General features: G+C 59.4%; 20 protein-coding genes. 18 read left to right on the top strand and 2 right to left on the bottom strand.

From position 1 onward, the window contains the following. The coding region (locus tag ACXJKO_RS09965; RefSeq protein ID WP_457090934.1) for a DedA family protein at positions 1–223 on the bottom strand (223 nt) is incomplete at its 3' end. Between the two features lie 33 nt (positions 224–256). On the opposite strand from ACXJKO_RS09965, the gene ACXJKO_RS09960 reads away from it, so the two are divergent. The 12 genes from ACXJKO_RS09960 to ACXJKO_RS09905 all read left to right on the top strand — a co-directional run bounded on the left by ACXJKO_RS09960 (position 257) and on the right by ACXJKO_RS09905 (position 13,521). Beyond that, the gene (locus ACXJKO_RS09960; RefSeq protein WP_457090933.1) at positions 257–460 is read left to right on the top strand and encodes a hypothetical protein; all 204 of its coding nucleotides are present in this window, start codon (positions 257–259) and stop codon (positions 458–460) included. 11 nt (positions 461–471) lie between these two features. Next, the gene (locus ACXJKO_RS09955; protein WP_457090932.1) at positions 472–1,341 is read left to right on the top strand and encodes an alpha/beta fold hydrolase; all 870 of its coding nucleotides are present in this window, start codon (positions 472–474) and stop codon (positions 1,339–1,341) included. A 100-nt stretch (positions 1,342–1,441) separates the two neighbouring features. Further along, positions 1,442–2,755: a family 1 glycosylhydrolase gene (locus ACXJKO_RS09950; RefSeq protein ID WP_457090931.1), complete on the top strand. Its 1,314-nt coding sequence runs from the start codon at positions 1,442–1,444 to the stop codon at positions 2,753–2,755. Between the two features lie 19 nt (positions 2,756–2,774). Next, on the top strand, positions 2,775–3,551 hold the full coding sequence (locus ACXJKO_RS09945; protein ID WP_457090930.1) for an MIP/aquaporin family protein: 777 nt from the start codon (positions 2,775–2,777) through the stop codon (positions 3,549–3,551). A gap of 830 nt (positions 3,552–4,381) precedes the next feature. Further along, positions 4,382–6,505, top strand: a complete 2,124-nt coding sequence (locus ACXJKO_RS09940; RefSeq protein WP_457090929.1) for an acetate--CoA ligase family protein — start codon at positions 4,382–4,384, stop codon at positions 6,503–6,505. Positions 6,506–6,509: 4 nt separating this feature from the next. Further along, a complete protein-coding gene (locus ACXJKO_RS09935) occupies positions 6,510–7,328 on the top strand; it encodes an enoyl-CoA hydratase/isomerase family protein (RefSeq protein ID WP_457090928.1) in 819 nt (272 codons plus the stop codon). A gap of 56 nt (positions 7,329–7,384) precedes the next feature. Further along, complete coding sequence (locus ACXJKO_RS09930; protein WP_457090927.1) at positions 7,385–8,305, top strand: ABC transporter permease; 921 nt, start codon at positions 7,385–7,387, stop codon at positions 8,303–8,305. Beyond that, complete coding sequence (locus ACXJKO_RS09925) at positions 8,302–9,150, top strand: ABC transporter permease (protein WP_457090926.1); 849 nt, start codon at positions 8,302–8,304, stop codon at positions 9,148–9,150. The genes ACXJKO_RS09930 and ACXJKO_RS09925 overlap by 4 nt, the downstream gene beginning before the upstream one ends. 15 nt (positions 9,151–9,165) lie before the next feature. Next, positions 9,166–10,692, top strand: coding sequence for an ABC transporter substrate-binding protein (locus ACXJKO_RS09920; RefSeq protein ID WP_457090925.1), 1,527 nt, complete (start codon positions 9,166–9,168; stop codon positions 10,690–10,692). 14 nt (positions 10,693–10,706) lie between these two features. Beyond that, entirely contained in the window at positions 10,707–11,675 is a 969-nt protein-coding gene (locus tag ACXJKO_RS09915; protein ID WP_457090924.1) for an ABC transporter ATP-binding protein, read from the top strand. A gap of 54 nt (positions 11,676–11,729) precedes the next feature. Further along, the gene (locus tag ACXJKO_RS09910) at positions 11,730–12,731 is read left to right on the top strand and encodes an oligopeptide/dipeptide ABC transporter ATP-binding protein (RefSeq protein WP_457090923.1); all 1,002 of its coding nucleotides are present in this window, start codon (positions 11,730–11,732) and stop codon (positions 12,729–12,731) included. A gap of 40 nt (positions 12,732–12,771) precedes the next feature. Then, a complete protein-coding gene (locus ACXJKO_RS09905) occupies positions 12,772–13,521 on the top strand; it encodes an enoyl-CoA hydratase/isomerase family protein (RefSeq protein WP_457090922.1) in 750 nt (249 codons plus the stop codon). Positions 13,522–13,564: 43 nt separating this feature from the next. On the opposite strand, the gene ACXJKO_RS09900 is transcribed toward ACXJKO_RS09905, so the two are convergent. Then, complete coding sequence (locus ACXJKO_RS09900; RefSeq protein WP_457090921.1) at positions 13,565–14,371, bottom strand: IclR family transcriptional regulator; 807 nt, start codon at positions 14,369–14,371, stop codon at positions 13,565–13,567. 99 nt (positions 14,372–14,470) lie between these two features. Here ACXJKO_RS09900 and ACXJKO_RS09895 point away from each other — a divergent pair, with 99 nt between their 5' ends. Genes ACXJKO_RS09895 through ACXJKO_RS09870 form a run of 6 tightly spaced genes read left to right on the top strand, consistent with a single transcriptional unit; the run spans position 14,471 to position 21,593 of the window. Then, positions 14,471–15,631, top strand: coding sequence for an acyl-CoA dehydrogenase family protein (locus ACXJKO_RS09895; protein WP_457090920.1), 1,161 nt, complete (start codon positions 14,471–14,473; stop codon positions 15,629–15,631). Positions 15,632–15,666: 35 nt separating this feature from the next. Further along, entirely contained in the window at positions 15,667–17,754 is a 2,088-nt protein-coding gene (locus ACXJKO_RS09890; protein WP_457090919.1) for a 3-hydroxyacyl-CoA dehydrogenase NAD-binding domain-containing protein, read from the top strand. A gap of 17 nt (positions 17,755–17,771) precedes the next feature. Next, on the top strand, positions 17,772–18,950 hold the full coding sequence (locus ACXJKO_RS09885) for an acetyl-CoA C-acyltransferase (protein ID WP_457090918.1): 1,179 nt from the start codon (positions 17,772–17,774) through the stop codon (positions 18,948–18,950). Between the two features lie 16 nt (positions 18,951–18,966). After that, positions 18,967–19,941, top strand: coding sequence for an NADPH:quinone oxidoreductase family protein (locus ACXJKO_RS09880; RefSeq protein WP_457090917.1), 975 nt, complete (start codon positions 18,967–18,969; stop codon positions 19,939–19,941). Next, positions 19,938–20,381, top strand: coding sequence for a PaaI family thioesterase (locus ACXJKO_RS09875; protein WP_457090916.1), 444 nt, complete (start codon positions 19,938–19,940; stop codon positions 20,379–20,381). The genes ACXJKO_RS09880 and ACXJKO_RS09875 overlap by 4 nt, the downstream gene beginning before the upstream one ends. Before the next feature lie 9 nt (positions 20,382–20,390). After that, positions 20,391–21,593, top strand: coding sequence for an acyl-CoA dehydrogenase family protein (locus ACXJKO_RS09870; RefSeq protein WP_457090915.1), 1,203 nt, complete (start codon positions 20,391–20,393; stop codon positions 21,591–21,593). Positions 21,594–21,601 lie beyond the last annotated feature (8 nt).

The following is a 21,601-nucleotide window of genomic DNA, read 5'->3' as shown; positions in this document are numbered from 1 at the left end:
AGCCTGTGCTATCTCCAAGGATGCCGCCAAACCAAGCGGCCAGGAAAACGTGGATGATGCTGAGGTCTCCACGCGCGGCTAGAAGTGAGGCTGCGATCAGGCCGCTCTCACCCGGCAGAGGTACGCCGAAGGATTCAAGATAGATCGTCAGAAATAGCGCGGATACGCCATATGTTTTGATGGCAGGTTCGATCCCGGCCAACAGATCATGGACGATCGTCATCGAGCACCGACGGGCAACTTAAGAGATCTAGTCATGGAGAAAGTCTCGCGGCAGGCTGGATCGGCGTGGTCCGTCACAGATATGGAAATCAAGCCAGAGCAATTGAGCTCCATTATCTCAAAAGCTAACATTGCCCTACTATTGACCGAGGTCGGGCAGGAGGCAAATAGCAATTACCCTGCAAGAGTTCTTCATATGAAGGAGTTTTCAGTGCAACTGCTCAATCACGGCGAATAAGCAGAGCCGAGATGCAGCCTGCTTGCGACCTTATGCGACAAGCATTACTTTTTCCGTTCGGTTCGGCACTGCGTTTAAACGCCTCCATCAAAGGCAATTCGGTGGGCAGGCCTATGGATAATTTCGAACTTCATTACGATGACCGGGGAAGCGGATCGCCGGCTCTTGTTTTTCTGCATTACTTCGCAGGCTCTTCTCGATCGTGGGTTCATGTAGTCGATGCTCTTGTGGGGCAGCATCGCTGCATTTCCATCGATCTACCGGGTTTCGGCAGCACACCACCGTTGTCCGCCTTCAGCGTGCAGGCCGTGGCCGAGGCCATTGCCTCGTTTATTTCCCGCCGCGGCCTCGAAGACTACATCCTCATCGGTCATTCGATGGGTGGAAAGCTGGCGATGGCCTGCGCCGTTGAACGACCGTTCGGTCTAAAGGGGCTGATCCTAGTTGCGCCATCTCCACCGTCGCCGGAACCTATGGAGGAAGACGAACGAAATCGCCTTCTCTCGACGCAAGGCAATCGGGCTTCGGCTGAGCAAACATTGCAGGCCATTGCGAGGCGCCCCCTGACTGCAGAGGACAAGGCGACCTGCATCGACGACAATCTTCGGACATCCGCCTCAGCGTGGCATTGGTGGCTAGCCTCAGGCAGCCGGGAGGACATCACTTCCGAAGTCGGAGATATTGCGTACCAGGTTCTTGTCCTTGGTGGCACGCTCGACCCTGTCATCCCGCCCCAAGTGATCACCACGCAGGTTACATCAAGATTGCCGACGGCGAAGTACATTCAGATTGACGGAGCAGGACATCTCTTGCCGTTCGAAGCCCCGCAGGAGCTTGGCCGTGAAGTGCATTCATTTGCACAACAAGCGCCTTCTTCGTGAGAGCTCTCGTCCTAACTTCCTGCAACGGGCAGATAAGCGCCTCGACTTGAGGGCAAACAAACAACTGGAGCCTGTTTGAAGGTTCAAACGGAGATGGATGATGACCGCACCGTGGTTCATGTTCGCGACTGGCATCGAGAACAGTTATCCAACCGTCGATAACGGTCGCCGCCGTATCGACGAGATGGAAAAGTGCGGACATTATGAGCATTGGCGAACAGACTTCGAACTTTTGAAGGAAATCGATATTCGCTATCTGCGATACGGACCGCCGATCCATCGCGTGTGGCTCGGGCCGGAGCGCTATGACTGGAGCTTCACGGACGAGACCTTCGGCGTTATCAAAGATCAAGATGTCGTGCCGATCGTCGACCTTTGCCATTTCGGTGTCCCCGATTGGGTCGGAAACTTCCAGAACCCCGACTTTCCGGAACTCTTCGCGGTCTATGCGAAAGCATTCGCGCAGCGCTTTCCTTGGGTACAGCTCTATACGCCCGTCAACGAAATGTTCGTTTGCGCCACCTTCTCCGCAGCTTATGGCTGGTGGAACGAGCAGCTTTCCAGCGATCAGGCCTTCGTCACGGCTCTCAAGCACATCGTCAAGGCCAATGTACTTGCGATGGCGGCGATCCTTGAAGTTCGGTCGGATGCGATCTTCATCCAAAGCGAGTCTTCGGAGTATTTCCACGCCCACGAGCCCGATGCGGTCGGAAAGGCTGAAGTTCTGAACTCGCGGCGTTTTCTCTCACTCGATCTGAACTATGGCCACCGGGTCGATTCCGGCATGTATGAGTTTCTCATGGATAACGGGATGACCCGCGAGGAGTATCATTTCTTTCTCACGAACCATCTGCGCCAGCACTGCATCATGGGGAACGACTACTACATCACGAACGAGCATCGTGTTGCAGTTGACGGAAGAACATGGGCCTCGGGTGAGATATTCGGATACTCGGAAATCACGCGGCAGTACTATGATCGCTACAAGTTGCCGGTCATGCACACGGAAACGAATCTAGCGCAGGGGCTATCGGGCCAGGAGGCGGTGGATTGGCTGCAAAAGGAATGGGCCAACGTCCTGCGCGTTCGCAACAGCGGCGTGCCGATTGTCGGTTTCACATGGTATTCGCTGACCGATCAGGTCGATTGGGACAGCGCGCTCCGGGAAGAGAATGGGCATGTGAACCCGCTTGGCCTTTATGATCTGAATCGCAATATCCGCCCTGTCGGCAAGGCGTATCAGGAACTGGTCCAAAACTGGCGCAAGGTTCTGCCTACGCAAAGCGTTTGCCTGACGGTCCCGGTCGTCCCTCCAAGCCAGTTCGGAAGCTCCCATTCGGATCTTCAGCAGGCTATGACCCGTGAGCTACGCCAACCCTCCGCAGCGCCGCTGGTTCCTGATAATGGAGGGTAGGGGCACTGGATCGCCGTTCTTGCCCGACAGGCCGCTTCACGGCTCTCCCTTTCCTCCTGGCCGGTTGCACCTGAGGCTCTACGGAGCGGAGTTCATCGGCACAGCAGTGCTCGTGGCCATCGGTGTTTCCTTCGTGATCGCCATATTCGGGCAAGGCAGCTCCATCCAAGCGCTTCTGCCGAGCGAGGCCGGACGTCGCTTTCTGGCAGGCGCGATGTTCGGCTTGGTCGGAAGCCTGATTACCGTTTCGCCTATCGGCAAGATCAGTGGAGCTCATCTCAATCCGGCAGTCTCCCTTGCCTTCTGGCTTGAAGGAAAACTGGCTTGGCTGGATGCCGTTCTTTTCATGCTCGCTCAGATCGGCGGAGGAATCCTCGGGGCGATATGCCTTCTCGCATGGGGGCAAACCGGGCGAAGCGTTGCGTTCGGTGTCACGGAGCCGGGCACCGATGTGTCCCTGTGGGGTGCGCTGGTCGGCGAGGCAGCGATCACCTTCGTTCTCATTCTTACGATCTTCATCACGGCGGCCCATGTGCGGACGCGTCGTTTCACCCCATGGACCATGCCGATTATTTTCAGCGTGATGGCATGGTGTGAGGGGCCGGTTTCAGGCACCAGCGCCAATCCTGCGCGTTCCATCGGGCCTGCCTTGATTGCCGGAACCTGGCATGACCAATGGATCTACATCATCGGCCCGATGCTCGGTTCATCCTTGGCGATCGGGTTTATCCGCCTTCAGATCGTCGCCTTGCCGCGTGTCGTGGTGGCTCGCCTGTACCATTTCCATCTGGCCTGAGATGAGAGAAATCAGAAGCCGCTTTCGCGAATGCGATGGCGGTTGATTGGTCATTTAAGAGGTTAGAATGTCATTCGCAGTTTGCGCGCGGCGGTTCCTCATTGAGGGCCGAAAAGGAGCGTGGTGCGACAAGCCCGTCATCGCGCTCTATGACTTGATCAGGCATAAGCTGGATCGCCCCGGCATTTTAAACCAAAGGCGATTGCAGGCGCTAGGATCATCCCCCAAAGCCCTGACACTTGATGCCATACGCGACATAGTTCTCATCAGTGTGCGTTGGCCTCTGTAAAAAGTGGCACCGCTGTCATGGCGTTCGAGAAGACGTGAATGTTCCTTTTACATTCCAGCACTTCAATCTGTTGAAGATGCGCAAGTGCTCGAAAGGCACCAAACTCATCTCAGGTCCTTTACCACTTCAACCCCATTACATTGGTATTCTCGTTCGAACATATACCGGCTCAGCTCACGACGGGTTCTCGGGGCGTCCTCCAACGATGCGGTGCATTTCGATCTGCTCATGAACATGAGTGGATCGTAACGCTGCAACGCGCCGTCGGTCCTCAGTCATACCTCATATGCTCCAGTCAACTTAGGTCGCATTCCTAAGCAGAATAAGGAAAGTTTGCTTGACTGCCCTTACGTCATGGGCAAGACTAATCTATGGAATTTAATTCCACTGAGCGAAACATGCTTGATGAACCGACCGGATGCGGCGCGAGGCGGCTGTGTCAGGGGACGTCACCTGCGCCTCAAAGACTAGCAGTCCAGACTTCAAAAATACTCGGGTGAAGCGGTTCGGTCTTAGGCAGAAACACAGGTAGGGAAGCACTGTGGACGACGTGAGTTATCTGAAATCGCTGTATGCACCACGTCATATTCTGATCACCGGTTTCTCGGCCGATCCGAAAAAGGCGGGCGCGCGTTTTGTGGCCGGCTTGATAGCTCAGGGCTATTCCGGCCAGATCTCACTGCTCGGCCGCACAGCGGGTGAGTTCGAAGGTCTCAGGATCTACGACAGTGTGGATGCCCTGCCTGACGGCATTGATCTCGCTTTCAACATGTATCCGGCCAACATTACGCTCGATGTTCTCCCGAAAGTTGCGGCGCGCGGCGTTCCGCTCGCGGTCGTCTTCACATCCRGTTTCGCGGAGCAGGGTGGCGATGCTGCCGATGCTCAGCAGGAACTGGTGAAAGCGTGCCGCGCGAATGGCATGCGCCTCGTTGGCCCCAACTGCCCCGGCTACTTCTACTTCCCGAACAACGTCAATCTCACGGCCCAGCAGGGATTGAAGCAGGGGCCAGTCGCGCTGATTTCGCAAAGCGGCAACGTGGGCATCACCTTGTGGGATCAGTCCAAGATGCTGGACATTGGTTTCACGGCCTTTATCGGCGTAGGCAATCAGTCCGACATTCCGCTCCATGATCACATTGCGTATCTCGGCGATGACGACAACACGAAAGTGATCGCGCTTTATATCGAAGGCTTGCCGGCAGGGCAGGGCCAGGCCTTCCTCGAAATCTGCAAGAAGGTCAGCCGCAAAAAGCCGATCGTTGCGCTCAAAGGCGGCAGAACGAATGCCGGAATGCGGGCAGCACAATCTCACACCGCGTCGCTCTCATCTGAATCGCAAGTGTATTCCGCCTTGTTCGATGAATGCGGAATCACCGAAATCGGGCATCTCGAACATCTGCTCCCGCTCGCAGAAGTTCTCTATCGTTGCCCGCTGATGAAAGGCGACCGTGTTGCCATCGTCGGCTCCGGCGGCGGACACTCGACGGTTTGTACCGACGAGGTCGAGCTGGTTGGGCTTGAAGTGCCCGAGTTCAGCCAAGAGTTGCAGCAGGCTGCGGGAAAGAAGCTTCCCGTCTATGCGCCCAAGCGCAATCCCATCGATATGACTGGCGGGTTCACCAAGGACCCGACCCTGTTCGCGCAATTCACGCAGATGGTGATCGATATCGATGGCTCCTTCGACGGGTTCATCAATTACGGTCTCTACGGTTTGTACCGCGATGGGCGCCTCGATGACGGGCATGTCCACACTTATGAAAGTGCGGCGCCCGTCCTGGGAGCGATCCAGGAGAAGACCGGCCTTCCGATCATCTTCTACACGCCATACGCATATCAAAAGCATAGCTCGTTCACGGCTTTGCGTGAGGCCGGAATTCCTTGCTATGCCGATCTGAACTTGGCCGCGCTCGGCTTGGCCGCATTGCGCAAGCGACAGAAATTCCTCGACCGTACTTCGTCTGAGGCCGTCGGCTCGGCCTCTTCGGCCAAGGAAACCGGCGCGAGTGGCCGCCCCCGTTCGGAAGCCGAGGCATCGCAGTATCTTGCAGCCTATGGCGTCAAGTTTCCGCGCGCCGTGGAAGCGAAAACTCCGCATGAAGCTGTCGCCGCGGCGGAAGAGGTCGGTTTCCCGGTCGTTCTGAAAGGAATCATGCCGGGTGTGCTGCACAAATCAGATGTCGGTGGTGTCGCTGTTGGCCTTGGCGATCGCGAGGCTGTCGCGGTGGCGGCGCAGAAGATGGAAAAGCAGGTTGCGACCAAACTCGGCGCCGACGCTTTGACCGGCTATCTCGTCACTCAAGATCTCGGACGCAAGCGCGAACTCTTCGTCGGTGTTCGGAAGGATCATACATTCGGGAGCATCGGTGTTCTTGGCGTAGGCGGCGTCTATGCAGAAGCCATCGGCGATACGAGCGTGTGCATCCTGCCGGCGACGCCCGAATCCGTTTCCGCGTGTCTCGGCAATCTTCGCAGCAGCAATATGTGGTCTGAATTCCGCGGCGAGCCTGAGCTCGACCGAAGCGAGGTTGCGAAACTGCTCAACCAATTGGCCGGCGCGCTGAACTCGCAGGAAGGCTGCACGGCGATTGAATGTAACCCGGTGATGGTTATCGGACACGATCTGATAGCCGTGGACGCCGCATTTGAATATTCTGAGGAGTGAACCGATGTCGAACGATCTGCCTATTACAGAACTCAACGACGGCGTACTGACACTCACCTTCAATCGCCCTGAGCGGCTGAACGCTTTGACCTCGGACATCTATCGATATGTCGGAGACAAGGTCAACGAAGCGAGCACGGACGAGAAGGTCAAGGTCATCGTCCTGAAAGGAAACGGAAGGGCGTTCTCGTCAGGCTTCGACCTGAAGCTCCAAACGTCCAATCGCACGGTCGAGGAGAAGCTCAACAGCATTCATCTGACCGCCAACAGGGCGCGCTGGGCGATCTGGAACTGCCGCAAACCGGTCGTTGCATCTGTTCATGGCTATTGCATCGGCGGAGCGCTGGAACTCGTCCTCCCGACGGACCTCACGATCTCAAGCGAAAGCTGCCGGTTCGGCGTGCCCGAGATTCTTTTCGGTGCAGGTCCCGCCTTCAATATGTTTCCCTGGATGATGAGCCATAAGAAGGCAAAGTCGATTCTACTGCTTGGGGAAAAGTTCAGCGCGGCAGAGGCCTACGATGCGGGCCTCGTATCCAAGGTCGTCCCCGACGACAAGCTTGCGGAAGAGACGGAGAAGTGCGTCAACCAGTTGCTCCGGATGCCGCGCGGTGCCGTATGGATGAACAAGCAGGGCGTCAACCGCGCTTATGAAACCGCCGGCATGATCCCGCACATCAACAGCTGGGTCGAAACGGTCGCCATCCTCGGACAGATCCCTGATCCCACGCGCGACGAGTTCAAGAAGCAAGTGCAGGAACAGGGCGCAAGCGCCGGCATCAAGTGGCGCACGGCCCATTATGAAGGTGATCAAACCGCCTGATGCCTGAAACCTGGCGAAGCAACAGCCGCCCATGACGATCGGTGAGTGAAAAGAATATGATCCGTGTAGCAGTTCGACAGATTTTGCAGGGGATTATCGTCATCTGGATCGTCTTGTCGGCTACGTTCGTCCTCGTTCGACTGAGCGGCGATCCCGTGGCGATCCTTCTTCCGGAGGATGCGCCGCAGGAAGCAATCACTCTACTCAAGGAAAGACTTGGGCTCGATCTGCCGATTTATTCGCAGTACTTCAACTTCCTGGGATCGGCGATCACCGGCGATATGGGGCAGTCATACTTCGAGGGCTCCTCCGTGGGCGATGTCATCGGTCGGCATCTCGGCAACACGTTGCTTCTGGCAAGCGTCGCGTTTGTCGCCTCCGTTCTCATAGCCATTCCAACAGGTATCTACGCTGCCGTCTTTCCGGGGTCGTTGGGCGATCGGCTTCTGCAAATGTCAGCCGTCGTCTTCTCGTCGATCCCGGCATTCTGGCTGGCGTTGTTGTTGGTTCAGCTTTTCGCGCTCTATCTCAACTGGCTGCCGACCTATGGAACGGGATCCTGGCGACATCTCATCCTGCCTGCGGCAACCCTGACATTGATCAGCGTGCCGAGCCTGGCGCGCCTGACAAGGTCGTCCCTGCTCGAGGTTCTCCCCCTGAATTACGTCCAGGCCTCCCGCGCGAAGGGAATGCCGGAGAGGCGTGTCATCGGCCGCGTCGTCCTCAGAAACGCGCTTGTTCCGATCATTACGCTCCTCACCCTGGAGATCGGCGCGCTCCTTGGAGGCGCTGTGGTGACGGAAACCGTCTTCTCCTGGCCGGGCATCGGGCATCTCACGGTCGTCTCGCTTCAGCGCCGTGACTTCCCGATCGTGCAGGGTGTGGTCGTTTACGTGTCCATCATTTTCGTAATGATCACTATCCTCAATGAACTCCTCATCCGTCTGGCCAGCCCCCGTCTGCGAGGTAGCGTATGACACAATGGCTCGTCTCGCGATTCGATAAGCGCAATATTCTGGAGATCATCGCGATCGGCATTCTGCTCGTCGGGGTGTTCGCGGCTTTGTTCGGCCAATACATCGTGCCGTTCAACACGGCCTTCCTGAACCTTCGCGGCAGGCTGCTGCCGCCAGGGACTGAAGTGCCCGCCGGGCTTCACCTGTTGGGAACGGACGGTCTCGGGCGCGATATCCTGTCGCTGATCGTTCTCGGCAGCAGGACGGCGCTTCTGGTTTCTGTTGTCTCGGTCAGCATCGCGGCCGCCTTCGGCACGGTCATCGGCACATGGGCCGGGCTCGTGGGCGGGCGTTTCGCATCCTCCCTGATCCTATTCTCCAATGTTCAGCTGTCGTTTCCCTTCTTCCTGGTTGCTGTCGCCGTCATCGGCATGATGCAGCCATCCAGCGCGCTCGTGATCGGCGTCATCGCTGTCGGCTTGTGGGTTCCGTTCGCCCGTATCAGCTACAACAGCTCCCGCGAGCTGGTGCATCTCGAATTCATCGATGCGGTCAAGGTCATGCGTGGCTCCCAGGCCAGGATCATCCTCCGCCACCTGATTCCGAACGTGCTGCCGAACGTGATCATCGTTGCGACATTCGCGCTGGCCAATGCCATCATTGCGGAAGCGGCGCTCAGCTTTCTTGGTCTGGGCATGCCATCGGCCAGCCCCACCTGGGGCCGGATGCTCAGCGAAGGCCGCGACTATGCTTCGACGGCGTGGTGGCTGACCGTATTTCCGGGTCTCGCCGTTTTTCTACTTGTCCTGTCGATCAACATCATCGGCGAGCGTCTTCGAATTATTCTTGATCCACGAACGAACTAACAGAGGGAGAGGACCATGAAACGAGTTCTGAAGCATTTGACGGCCGTTCTGAGCTTGGGCGTTGCCCTGAGCGCAGTGTCAGCGACGCAAAGTTTCGCGCAACTGAAGGACGGCGCTATCACGATTGCCCTGAGCGGTGGGCTCGACCGCCTGGATCCGGCGAAAACATCGAACGGGCCCGACCTCATGATCCTCGGGCAGATCTACGACACGTTGTTGAGGATGAGCCCAACGGGCGAACTTCAGCCCAACGTCGCGGAATCATGGGCGGCTTCCGCTGAGAACACCTGGCGCTTCAATCTGCGCAAAGATGTGAAGTTCAGCGACGGTACTCCCCTGACGGGCGAGGACGTGAAGTACTCCATCATGCGCATCCTCGACAAGCAGATGGCGTCCACCCATGCAAGTCAGTTGAGCACCATCAAGGATGTGGTCGTCGTGGATGATCACACCGTCGATGTGGTGACGACCGGCCCAGACCCGCAGCTGCCGCGACGGATGCAGGCCTATGGTGGAACGGGTCGCGTCTTCATCGTTTCCAAAAAGTATTTCGAGGCCAACACGCCCGAGGCCGTCTCGGACAAGCCGATGGGAAGTGGCCCCTACAAGCTGGTTGAATGGAACAAAGGCCAGCGTATCGTGCTCGACAAGAACCCGAACTACTGGGGGCAGGCGGCCGATGTGACCAAGGCGACCTTTACCTTTATCCCGGAGAACTCAACAAGGGTGAATGCGCTCATCCAGAAGGAAGTGGATCTCATTCAACGTTTGCCGATCGCCGATATCGAGCGGATCAAGGGCAACAAGGAACTCTCGGTCATCTCGACGCCTAACGGTCTCGTCCATAACATCAACTTGGATTGCCGCAGCGCGCCGTTCAACGACATCGCCGTCAGAAAGGCCTTCTCCGAAAGCTTGGATCTGGAAGGCATCGTGAGCAGTCTTCTCGGCGAGTATGGTCGCGTTCTGCCTGGCCCGCTCCCCCCGAATGTCGTGCAGTACGACAAGACGCTGGAGCCGTACAAGTATGATCCGGAAGCTGCGATGAAAGTGGTGCAGGCCAAGAAGCCGGTGCCGATTTCGACGAATACGTCCGATGGACGCTATGTCGCCGACCGGGAAATCTATCAGTCCATTAACGCTCAGGCCGGGGCCGTCGGATTCAAGATCACGCCGCGCGTCGTCGAGTGGGGCCGCCTGATCTCGATGATTACCGGTGCGACCGCAGGTCCATTCTACATCGTCGGCTGGGATTACAGCGAGGGCGATGCGAGCAAGATGCATGCCTTCGGTAATTCGAACCGTCCCACCGCGCTCTGCAAGGTTCCTGAATACGATGCCGCTGCCGGCAAGGCGATGACGGAGCTCGATGACGAGAAGCGCACCGAACTGTGGAAGACCGCTCAACGTGCGATGAAGGACTCGTACATGATTGCGGGAACCTGGCAGGCCGCTTCGATCTTCGGTGCACGCAAGGAGGTCAAGTGGGAGGCAAATTTCGGCGACAACATCTCTCTCACCGACATCAAGATCCAGAATTGAGATTGGTCTCGAAGATGAACGATCGCGTCGATTCGCATGTGCTTTCCGTCAAGGATCTGAGTGTCCAGTACTTAGGGCAAAGCGGCGACGCGACCGTTCTCCACAATGTCAGCCTCTCAGTGCTGCCCGGACAAGTCACGGCAGTGGTGGGCGAGTCGGGTTGTGGAAAGTCGACTCTGGTGAAAAGCATCATGGGCTTGTTGCCGGGCAATGCCCGGCAGCAAGGCACCATCGAGGTCGCGGGGATGCGGTTGGACAATCTGCGCCCCGCCACTCGGAGAAGGCTTAACGGGAGCCTCGTCTCCCTGATCAGCCAGGATGCATTGAACTCGCTGAACCCCGCAACGACCGTTGGATTTCAGATCGCCGAAATGCTGATGGTGCATCGTGGCGTTTCCAAGAGAGAGGCTTTCGATCACGCCGTCGAATTGCTACGGCGAACTGGCATCCCCGAAGCCGAGCGGAGGGCTCAGTATTATCCGCATGAATTCTCCGGCGGCATGCGGCAACGGGCGCTAATCGCAACCTCGATTGCATTGGGGCCGAAGCTTCTGCTTGCGGATGAGCCGACGACGGCTCTTGATGCCACGGTGAAGCTCCAGGTGGTCAAGCTTCTCGACGGCCTGCGCCGTGAGCTCGATCTGTCGGTTCTCCTTATCACGCACGATATGGGTATCGTGGCGGCACTCGCTGACCACATGATCGTCATGTATGCCGGTCAGGCTGTCGAGAGCGGGCCGGTGGAGGAGTTGTTCGCCAATCCGCGGCACCCCTATACCGCAGCGCTGATTGCGGCCGTACCCAGCATCAATGCTTGGAAGATGCGGCTCAAGAACATCCCCGGGGCGCCGCCGGCTCCCCCCTTCAATGTCAAGGGATGTCCATACAAGCCCCGCTGCGAGAAGGCCATTCAGCTGTGCAGCGCCACGGTGAACGAGTTCACGGCCGCCGATCATGTGACTCGCTGCAACGTTCCGAACTAAGTGAGTGAGATGGACAACAGACAGCGAGCGGTCGGAACATCGCAAGAGGTGCCTGTGCTTCTCAGAGTCCAGGGGATCACCAAGGTTTATGGCCGTGCGAGCATGCTGGGAGGCAACAGCAAGGCAATCGCGGTGAGGGGCGTTGATCTCAGCCTGAAGCGAGGGCAGACACTCGGGATCGTCGGTGAATCGGGGTGCGGGAAATCGACACTCTCACGCATCATCGCAGGGATCACGCCGCCGACCTCGGGGAATGTCTATATCGATGGCGAGCCGGTTTTCGAGGGCAGCACGCGCGAACAAAGGAAGCGCCTGCGCGACCTGCAGATGGTGTTTCAGTCTCCGGCCGGATCTCTCGATCCGAGAATGCGGATCGGAGCCATCGTCGGAGAGCCGCTCGACATTCACAGGTCCGATCTCGCCTCCGCGGAAAAGCGCCGGCTCGTGTCGGAGATCATGACGCGCGTCGGATTGAACGATACTTATCTCGACAGGTATCCCCACCAACTGTCCGGCGGTCAGCAGCAACGGGTCGGCATCGCAAGGGCGCTGATCACCAATCCGAAGGTCGTGATTTGCGATGAAGCCGTGTCTGCCCTCGACGTGTCGGTTCAGGCGCAGATCATCAATCTTCTTCTGGATATCCAAAAGGACAGCGGCGTCTCCTACATCTTCATCTCCCATGACCTGAGCGCCGTCGCCAGCATCGCGGACGAGATTGCCGTCATGTATATGGGACGGATCGTGGAAGAGGGACCGGCGAGCACCATTCTCTCGGATCCTGCCCATCCCTATACGAAGGTTCTGATCGAGAGCGCTTTCGTTCCCGATCCGCGGATCGAGAAAAACCGGGTGCGATCGGCGGCTATCGAGCCCGCGTCCGGCGTCAGCCTCCCGTCGGAGGGTTGCCTGTACCGTCCACGGTGCCGTTTCTCGGTTCGTCCCTGTGAGACGATCGCGCCCGATCTGCTGCCGGTCGGGCCGGAGGGCAGGGTGGCCGCGTGCCAYAACGAGCAATCCTCAGGAGCGACGAAAGCTTTCGCGAATGGCCGTTAGCAGTATTGAATTGACAGCAAGCAAGGGATGAAGACGAACAATGGGCGAGATTCTGACGGAGCGCCTTGGGCGCGTGATGGTCGTAACGATTGCGAACGAAGCCAAGCGCAACGCTCTCAACAAGTCGATGGAAGAGCCGTTCTTCAATGCTCTCGTCGAGGCCGAGCAGGATGACGAGATCCGCGTCGTCGTCATCACCGGTGCGGGCGAGATCGCCTTCTGCAGCGGACACGATCTGACGGAGGTCGGGCGCAAGGACATCAAGCTGATGAAGCCAGACCCGATGGGGCACCCGGATCGCATGAAGAAACCGGTCATTGCGGCAGTCAATGGACATTGCCACGCGGCGGGTTTGATGCTCGCTTTGTGTTGCGATCTTAGAATCGCCAGCGAGAATGCCGTCTTCGGTCAGCCGGGAGCGAAGCTGGGGCAATTGCCGGCGGGCGGACAGATCTGGCGCATCTCGCAGGCGATCCCGCGCGTTCGTGCCATGGAAATGATGATGACGGCCGAGATGCTCTCCGCCCAGGATGCTTTCGATTGGGGCTTGGTGAACCGTCTCGTCGCGAAAGGGCAGGCTCGTCAGGTCGCTCTCGAACTCGCCGAGCGGATCGCGCGGAATTCTCCCAACGCGGTTCAGGCCATCAAGGCCGGAATGAAAGTCTTCGACCGGGAAGGGCGCGATGCCTTCGAGCAGTACGAGGCAACCACCATCAAGGAACTGATGAGCGGGAGTGACATGGCTGAAGGCTCACGCGCCTTTGTGGAGAAGAGAGTTCCCAGCTTCTGAGAAAGCCTTGGCAGATGGCCGCTCTGTCTGGAGCGGCCGCTTGTCAGGCGTTGTTTTCGAGCGAGCGCCGAATACGCGCGGCCAGATCGACGAGTTCACGGCCAACCGAGTCCAGCGCCTCGGTCTTCAGCAGCAGCGCGGAGCCACCGCAGTTCAGCGCGTAGGGTTGCGAGCCGTGGAAGATGAGTGGGACGCCGACGGAATTGATCTCCTGCTTCCACTCTCCGACGGAGGTGACATAGCCGCACTTCTGATACTGCTCGACGGCGGCTTGCACGCCTGCTCGCATGACGGCGCCGCTTTCATCGGGAGGGCAGAGTTCGTTCAGGAGATTATCGCGCGCAGCCGGCTCGAGACTCGCGAGATAAGCCCTGCCCATGGCGGAGGTCGCCATACGAATGTGCGATCCGACTTCGATGCCGATGTGAAGGGGGCTTTGGCCCCGGCAATGCTCGATATACACCATCGTCCGCTTGTCCGGCACGCCGATGGCGACGGAGCATCCGAGGCGATCCGCAAGCGTTTGCATCAATGGCCTGGCGATGTCCCGCACCGCCAGACCGCCGAGCGCGGTGAAGCCCAGTGCGAGCGCCGACACGGACAGTGAATAGCGGCCTGTGATCGTCGAGTAGTCGAGATAGCCCAGACGAGTGAGCGTATAGGTGAGCCGTGAAATGGTTGCTTTCGCAAGCCCTGTTCGGGCTGCGAGCTGTTGATTGCTGAGGCCTGAGTCGCCGCGCTTGAAAGCTTTGAGAATGCTCAACCCGCGCGCCAGAGCGACGACGAAACGTGGGTCGTCCTCGCGCTCCATATTCGGTTCGGCCACAAGGCTGTTTTGACGGGTCCGCATTTTTTGCGCCTCGCTGAAAAGAATGCCCTATCTGCCCTTGACCTAAGGGAGGGACAAGGGAATAATCGCTTAAGTGGAATTTAATTCCGAGGAACGGAATTGTCAATGGACAACGATGTGTTTGAGCAGCTTCTCGAGACCGTGGAGCGCTTTGTGCGTGAGCGCCTGAGGCCGCGAGAAGCCGAAGTCGCGATCAACGACCAGATCCCGGCCGAGATCGTTCAGGAGATGCGGGACCTGGGCCTTTTCGGTCTTACGATTCCCGAAGAGTACGGCGGCCTTGCTCTGACCGTATCCGAGGAGGTCAGGGTTGCCTTCCGTCTCGGCGGCACATCGCCCGCCTTTCGCTCCGTGATAGGAACCAACAATGGCATCGGATCGCAAGGAATCATTATCGACGGCACGCCTGAACAGAAGGCCTATTACCTGCCGCGCATGGCAAACGGCGAACTTATCGGGTCCTTCTGCCTGACGGAGCCGGAGGCAGGTTCGGATGCAGGCTCTCTGCGTACCACTGCCACGCGCGAAGGCGACAATTACATCATCAACGGTACCAAGCGATTCATCACGAATGCGCCGCAGGCTGGTGTCTTCACCGTGTTCGCTCGCACCGACCCGAAGAGCACGAATTCATCGGGCGTGACGGCCTTTCTCGTCGATGCAAACCGGCCCGGAATCTCGCTCGGCAAGAAAGACCGGAAAATGGGGCAGCAGGGTGCGCATACCTGCGACGTCATCTTCGACAATGTCAGCGTGCCGGCAAGCGCCATCATCGGTGGCGAGGCGAATGTCGGCAAGGGTTTCACGACCGCGATGAAGGTGCTCGATCGCGGCCGCCTCATCATCGGTTCGGTCTGCGTCGGCATCTCGGAGCGTCTGATCGCCGACAGCCTGGCCTATGCCATGGAGCGCAAGCAGTTCGGACGTCCCATCGTCGAGTTCCAGCTCGTGCAGGCCATGCTCGCGGATATGCGGGCGGAGAGCTACGCCGCGCAGTGCATGATCGAGGAGACGGCACGCCGCTACGATGCCGGTGAGCCGATTCCCGCCGAGGCTGCCTGCTGCAAGATGTTCGCATCCGAGATGGTCGGGCGCGTTGCCGACAAGGCCGTGCAGATCCATGGCGGTGCCGGCTATGTTGCCGATCACGGAATTGAACGGTTCTATCGCGATGTCCGTCTGTTCCGGATCTATGAGGGAACGACRCAGATTCAGCAGCTGGTCATCGCCCGGAATATGGCGCGCGCAGCGCGGCAGTAAATTTCGCCAAAGAAAAGACCTGAGAGTACGCATCCATGTCCGTTGTCCAAACAGAGCGCGTCGATGGCATTTCGATCCTCTGGATCAACAATCCGCCCGTCAACGCGCTCAATGCCCAAGTCCGAACGGAATTGGTTCAAGCGGTCGAAGCCGCCAATGCGGATCAATCCATTCTCGGCATCGTCATTGCCTCGCGCATCCTGAACTTCGTCGCGGGAGCGGATATCAAGGAATTCGGGCGTCCGCCGATCAGCCCGACGCTGCGGGATGTCATCGAGATTTTCGATTCCTCGCAAAAGCCGCTCGTCGCAGCCATCAACGGCGTTGCCTTCGGCGGAGGGCTGGAGATCGYGCTGGCTTGCGACGCCCGCATCGTCACGCCTTCGGCACGTCTCGGGTTGCCTGAGGTCAAGCTCGGTCTCATTCCCGGTGCCGGCGGCACCCAACGCCTCCCACGCCTGATCGAGGCAGCCGAGGCATTGAAGATGATGGCCGAGGGTGCGCCGAAGACCGGCGAGCAAGCGGTCGCACTCGGTCTCGCCGATGAGATCGCCGAATCCGACCGTCTGATCGATGCTGCAATCTCGAAATGCAAACTGCTCTCCCGGCAAGCACAGCGGCGGATTTTGCGCGATGCGACGATTGACGCGGCGGGGATTGAGGCATTCGACAAAGCCGCGACCGAGTTGAAGAAAGCGCACCACGATGAGCCGCAGATCGAGGCGCTGATCGACGCGATCCACACCGGCTACAGCGGCACGTTTGCCGATGGGCTGAAGCGTGAGCGTGAGCATTTCGAGCAATTGATGGCGAGCGAGCGGTCGCAGGCCCTCCGCTATGCCTTCTTTGCCGAACGCCAGAGTGGGCAGCTGCCGGAGGGTGTAGATCCTGCCAAGGCGCTGAACGTGCGGTCGGTGGGCGTCATCGGCGGCGGTACCATGGGAACCGGCATCGCCATGGCCTTCGCCAGCAGCGGCGTCGATGTGACCATCATCGAGACGGATATTGACGCTGCAAAGCGGGCCATCGAAAGAATCGCCGGCAATTATGACCAGTCCTTGAAGCGGGGCCGCATATCGGAGGCAACGCGCACGGAAATCATGGGGCGCATCAAGCAGGCCACATCCTACGATGCCCTGGCCGATGCGGATCTCGTGATTGAGGCCGCGTTCGAGGAGCTCGATATCAAGCGCCAGATCTTCCAGGCGCTCGCTGCCGCCACGAAGCCAGAGGCAATTCTCGCCACCAACACCTCTTACCTCGACATCGACAAGATTGCACAAGCAAGCGGCCGTGCAGACCGTGTCGTCGGAATGCATTTCTTCAGCCCCGCCAACGTCATGCGGCTGGTCGAAGTGGTTCGCGGTGAACAGAGTGGGCCGGACGCTATCGCTACAGTCGTCAAGGCGGCCAAGCGGCTCGGCAAGGTGCCGGTCATCGTCGGCAATTGTCACGGCTTCGTCGGCAACCGCATGCTCGCGCGGCGCAGCGAGCAAGTTGACCGCCTACTCCTCGAAGGAGCATCCCCAGAGGAGATCGATGAGGTGCTGACCGGTTTCGGCTTCAAGCTCGGGCCCTGTGCCATGGGCGATCTAGCCGGTCTCGATATCAGCTGGCGGATGCGCCGTGCCACGGGGAAGACGGCGCCGGTCGCGGATGCTCTGGTGGAAGCCGGCAGGCTCGGGCAGAAGTCCGGGCACGGATATTACGTCTACGCCGATAATGCCCGCACACGGGCTAGCGATCCCGCAGTGAAGGAGCTGATCGAGGGCGTGGCTGAGGCGCATGGCATCAAACGCCGTGCAATACCTAAGGACGAGATCCTCGACCGCCTGATCCTGCCGATGGTCAATGAGGGCGCGCGCATCATCGAAGAGGGCATCGCGGATCGCCCAAGCGATATCGATGTGATCTGGCTCAATGGCTATGGCTTCCCGAACTGGAGAGGCGGGCCGATGTTTTATGCGCAGCAGCGTGGGTTGGCTGATGTCGCCCGCAGGCTCGAAGCGCTATCCAAATCCACAGGAGACACATCCCTCGAACCGGCGCCGCTGCTGAAAAAGCTCGCCGCTGAAGGAGGGGGCGCGACTTGGGATTCCCAAGAACGCGGCAAGGGCGTTTGAGATTCAGGAGAGAAATGATGAATGAAGCCGTAATCGTTGCAACCTGCCGCACTCCCATCGGCAAGGCTCAGCGTGGTGCGTTCAACGATACTGCAGGTGTGGACCTTGTGGAGCCGTTGCTGCCGGAGGTGATGTCCCGCGCGAAAGTGGAAGCGGGCGAGATTGAGGAAGTCGTCCTGGGCTGCGGATATCCAGAAGGCGCGACAGGCGGAAACGTGGCGCGGGCAGCGGCTTTGCGCGCCGGTTTTCCCGTTTCGTCGGCGGGCGTCATGGTGAGCCGCTTCTGTGCATCGGGCCTTGAGGCCGTAGCCTACGCCGCGCGGCGGATCATAATGGATGGCGTGCCGATCTCGATCGCAGGCGGCGTCGAATCGATCAGCCTCGTCGGGCCGAACACGAACAGGAATCGGCTTCGCAACGAATGGCTGGAACAGCACATCCCCGGCATCTACATGCCGATGATCGAAACCGCCGACAACGTCGCAGCTCGTTACGGCATCAGCCGCGAGCAGCAGGACGAGTATTCTCTCGAGAGCCAGCGGCGGACGGCAACGGCCCAGCAGGCCGGCATCTTCCGCGACGAAATCATCCCGACCGAAGCCATCAAGCTGGTCACGGACAAGGAAACGGGAGAAGTCCGAAAGGAACCGGTTCGGCTGAACCTCGACGAGGGCAATCGGCCTGACACGAATCTCGACGGATTGGCCAAGCTGAAGCCGGTGCGGGAAGGCCAGTTCATCACCGCCGGCAATGCCAGCCAGTTGTCGGACGGTGCATCCGTCAACCTGTTGATGTCTTCCGCCGAGGCCGAGAGGCGCGGGCTCGATGTGCTGGGCGTATTCCGTGGTTTCGCGTCGGCAGGGTGCGCGCCTGATGAGATGGGTATCGGCCCGGTCTTCGCGATTCCGCGCCTGCTGGAGCGCCATGGCCTGTCTGTCGACGACATCGATCTTTGGGAGCTCAATGAGGCATTCGCGAGCCAAGTGGTCTATTGCCGCGACAAGATCGGCATTCCCATGGAGCGTCTCAACGTGAATGGCGGCGCCATATCCATCGGGCATCCGTTCGGGATGAGCGGTTCGCGCATGGTTGGGCACATCCTTCTCGAAGGCCGCAGGCGCCGCGCGAAATATGGCGTTGTCACCATGTGTGTTGCCGGCGGCATGGGCTGCGCCGGGCTCATCGAATTTCAATAAGTCTCGGGAGGACGCCATGCGTCAGGTGATTTGCAGAGAATTCGGTCCGGTCGCGTCGCTCGAGATCGAGAATGTCGACCTTCCGCCTCCAGGTCCGGGGCAGGCGCGAGTGCGTGTAGAGGCCGCGGGCGTCAACTTTCCCGACACGCTGATGGTGCAGGGCAAGTACCAGGCCAAGCCGGATCGCCCCTTCGTTCCCGGCACGGAGCTGGCTGGAATCATCGAGGCGGTTGGCGAGGGTGTAACCGGTTTCCAGCCGGGCATGCCCGTGATCGGCATGGTCGGATTGGGAGCCTTTGCCGAAATCGCCAATGTGAAGGCATCGCGCCTGCTGTCGCGACCGGCGAACATGCCCGCCGTGATGGCGGCCGGTTTTTCGATGACCTACGGCACCAGCATGCATGCGCTCAAGCAGCGGGCGAAGCTGCAGCCGGGAGAAACTCTCCTCGTGCTTGGCGCGAGTGGAGGCGTCGGTCTTGCCGCCGTCGAGATCGGCAAGGCGACGGGCGCCACCGTGATCGCTGCCGCAAGCAGCGATGAGAAACTGCAGGTGGCCAAGAAGGCAGGCGCCGACCATCTCGTGAATTACGCGACAGAGTCTCTGAAGGACCGCGTCAAGGAACTGACGGGCGGCAAAGGCGTCGATGTCGTCTACGATCCGGTCGGCGGGGACCTTCTGGAGGAGGCCGTGCGGGCGACAGCCTGGGAGGGGCGCGTGCTGGTTGTCGGCTTTGCCTCCGGTACTATCCCGAAAGTCCCGGCCAACCTGCTGCTTTTGAAGGGCAGCGCGATGGTGGGCGTGTTCTTCGGCACCTTCCGCGACCGCGATCCCGAGGCGAACCGCCAGAACTTCGCAGAGCTTTTCCAATGGTACGAGGAAGGCAAGCTGCACCCGCTGGTGAGCCAGACGATGGATCTGTCGGAGGTGGTGACGGCGTTCAACATCCTCACCGGCCGGAGCGCTATCGGCAAGATCGTGCTGACCACATGAACCAGGACCTTGCCGTCACCTATCGAAGCATCGGCTTCTTCGAGCTCCTCGGACTCGAACTCGTTCATTCGGAAGAAACCCGCGTGACGGGCAGCCTCAAGATCGCTTCGCAGCATCTCAACCGCGCCGGCAACGTGCATGGAGGCGTGTTGTGCAGCATGATCGATTTCGCGGCTTGCGCGGCAGGCCTGCACAGCGAGCCGGGAGAGCCCTTGCGCTATGGGATTACGATTTCCCTGACGACGCAGTTCACGAAAGCGGTCAGCGATGGACGGCTGCGGGTGGAAGGACGCCTGCTCTCATCCGGCCGCAAGAGCTATAGCGCCGAGGCGCACATCTTCGACGATGACGGTGATCTTGTGGCTCACGGCATCGGGAGTTTCCAATGGCCGGCGGGAAGCCAGCCAGGCGCCAGTTCGATGATATCCGCGAAGGAATGAGTGGCACAGATGTTCGAGATCCGAGAAGGCCTGAAGCCGTTGATGCGTGAACTCCTGCAGTTCATGGATGAGCACATCTATCCCAATGAAGAGGTGTATGAACGCCAGCTTCGTTCGCAGAAGGATCTCTGGTCGGAACCCGAGATCATGGGTGAGCTGAAGGAGAAGGCGAAGAAGCAGGGGCTCTGGAACCTGTTCCTCGTGGGGCACGAAAGCGACCGGAACCTGACGAACCTCGACTACGCGCATCTGTGCGAGGTGATGGGGCGTTCCTCTATTGCGCCCGAGGTGTTCAACTGTTCGGCGCCCGACACCGGCAACATGGAAACGCTCATTCTCTACGGCACCGAGGAGCAGAAGAAGCAATGGCTCGAGCCGCTGCTCGATGGCCGGATCCGCTCCTGCTTCTCCATGACCGAGCCGGCGGTGGCTTCATCCGACGCGACTAATATCCAGACCGAGATCCGGCGCGACGGCGACCATTATATCATCAACGGCAGGAAGTGGTGGAGCACGGGTGCCATCGACGAGCGCTGCAGGATCGCCATCGTCATGGGTCGCACCGATCCCTCTGCCGAGAAGCACAAGCAGCAATCCATGATCCTGGTGCCCCTGGATACGCCAGGCGTCAAGGTGGAGAGGCCCCTGCTCGTGTTCGGCTATGACGACGCGCCGCACGGCCACGCCGAAATCAGCTTCGAGAACGTGCGGGTTCCGGCTTCCAATATTCTGCTCGGCGARGGCCGYGGCTTCGAGATCGCGCAGGGSCGCCTSGGYCCGGGCCGYATCCATCACTGCATGCGCGCCATCGGATTGGCGGAGCGTGCGCTAGAGACGATGTGTCGCCGCACCCTGTCGCGCGTGGCGTTCGGAAGGCCTCTTTCCGACCAGGGGCATCTGCGCCAGCTCATCGCACGTTCGCGTTGCGAGATCGAGACGACGCGCCTCCTGACGCTCAAGGCAGCGCACATGATGGACACTGTGGGCAATAAGGCGGCGCGGCGCGAGATCGCCATGATCAAGGTCGTTGCTCCCGAGATGGCCTGCAACGTCATCGACAGGGCGATCCAGGCCCATGGCGCGGCAGGTGTCTCGCAGGATACGTTTCTCGCCTTCGCCTATGCCAAGGCGCGCACGTTGCGCATCGTCGACGGGCCGGACGAGGTTCATCGCGAGGCGATTGCGAAGATGGAACTGCATGCCTACCGATAGTCAGGAAG

Source organism: Microvirga sp. P5_D2 (assembly GCF_054049475.1).
The sequence above is the reverse complement of the archived record's forward strand: the minus strand, read 5'-3'. Positions and strand labels throughout refer to the sequence as shown.

Bases quoted from the DNA above. Each gene is read 5' to 3' on its own strand.
- ACXJKO_RS09950 (WP_457090931.1), top strand. From the start codon at position 1,442: ATGACCGCACCGTGGTTCATGTTCGCGACTGGCATCGAGAACAGTTAT.
- ACXJKO_RS09920 (WP_457090925.1), top strand. From the start codon at position 9,166: ATGAAACGAGTTCTGAAGCATTTGACGGCCGTTCTGAGCTTGGGCGTT.
- ACXJKO_RS09930 (WP_457090927.1), top strand. From the start codon at position 7,385: ATGATCCGTGTAGCAGTTCGACAGATTTTGCAGGGGATTATCGTCATC.
- ACXJKO_RS09905 (WP_457090922.1), top strand. From the start codon at position 12,772: ATGGGCGAGATTCTGACGGAGCGCCTTGGGCGCGTGATGGTCGTAACG.
- ACXJKO_RS09925 (WP_457090926.1), top strand. From the start codon at position 8,302: ATGACACAATGGCTCGTCTCGCGATTCGATAAGCGCAATATTCTGGAG.
- ACXJKO_RS09960 (WP_457090933.1), top strand. From the start codon at position 257: ATGGAGAAAGTCTCGCGGCAGGCTGGATCGGCGTGGTCCGTCACAGAT.
- ACXJKO_RS09900 (WP_457090921.1), bottom strand. From the start codon at position 14,371: ATGCGGACCCGTCAAAACAGCCTTGTGGCCGAACCGAATATGGAGCGC.
- ACXJKO_RS09875 (WP_457090916.1), top strand. From the start codon at position 19,938: ATGAACCAGGACCTTGCCGTCACCTATCGAAGCATCGGCTTCTTCGAG.
- ACXJKO_RS09935 (WP_457090928.1), top strand. From the start codon at position 6,510: ATGTCGAACGATCTGCCTATTACAGAACTCAACGACGGCGTACTGACA.
- ACXJKO_RS09885 (WP_457090918.1), top strand. From the start codon at position 17,772: ATGAATGAAGCCGTAATCGTTGCAACCTGCCGCACTCCCATCGGCAAG.
- ACXJKO_RS09915 (WP_457090924.1), top strand. From the start codon at position 10,707: ATGAACGATCGCGTCGATTCGCATGTGCTTTCCGTCAAGGATCTGAGT.
- ACXJKO_RS09955 (WP_457090932.1), top strand. From the start codon at position 472: ATGCAGCCTGCTTGCGACCTTATGCGACAAGCATTACTTTTTCCGTTC.
- ACXJKO_RS09880 (WP_457090917.1), top strand. From the start codon at position 18,967: ATGCGTCAGGTGATTTGCAGAGAATTCGGTCCGGTCGCGTCGCTCGAG.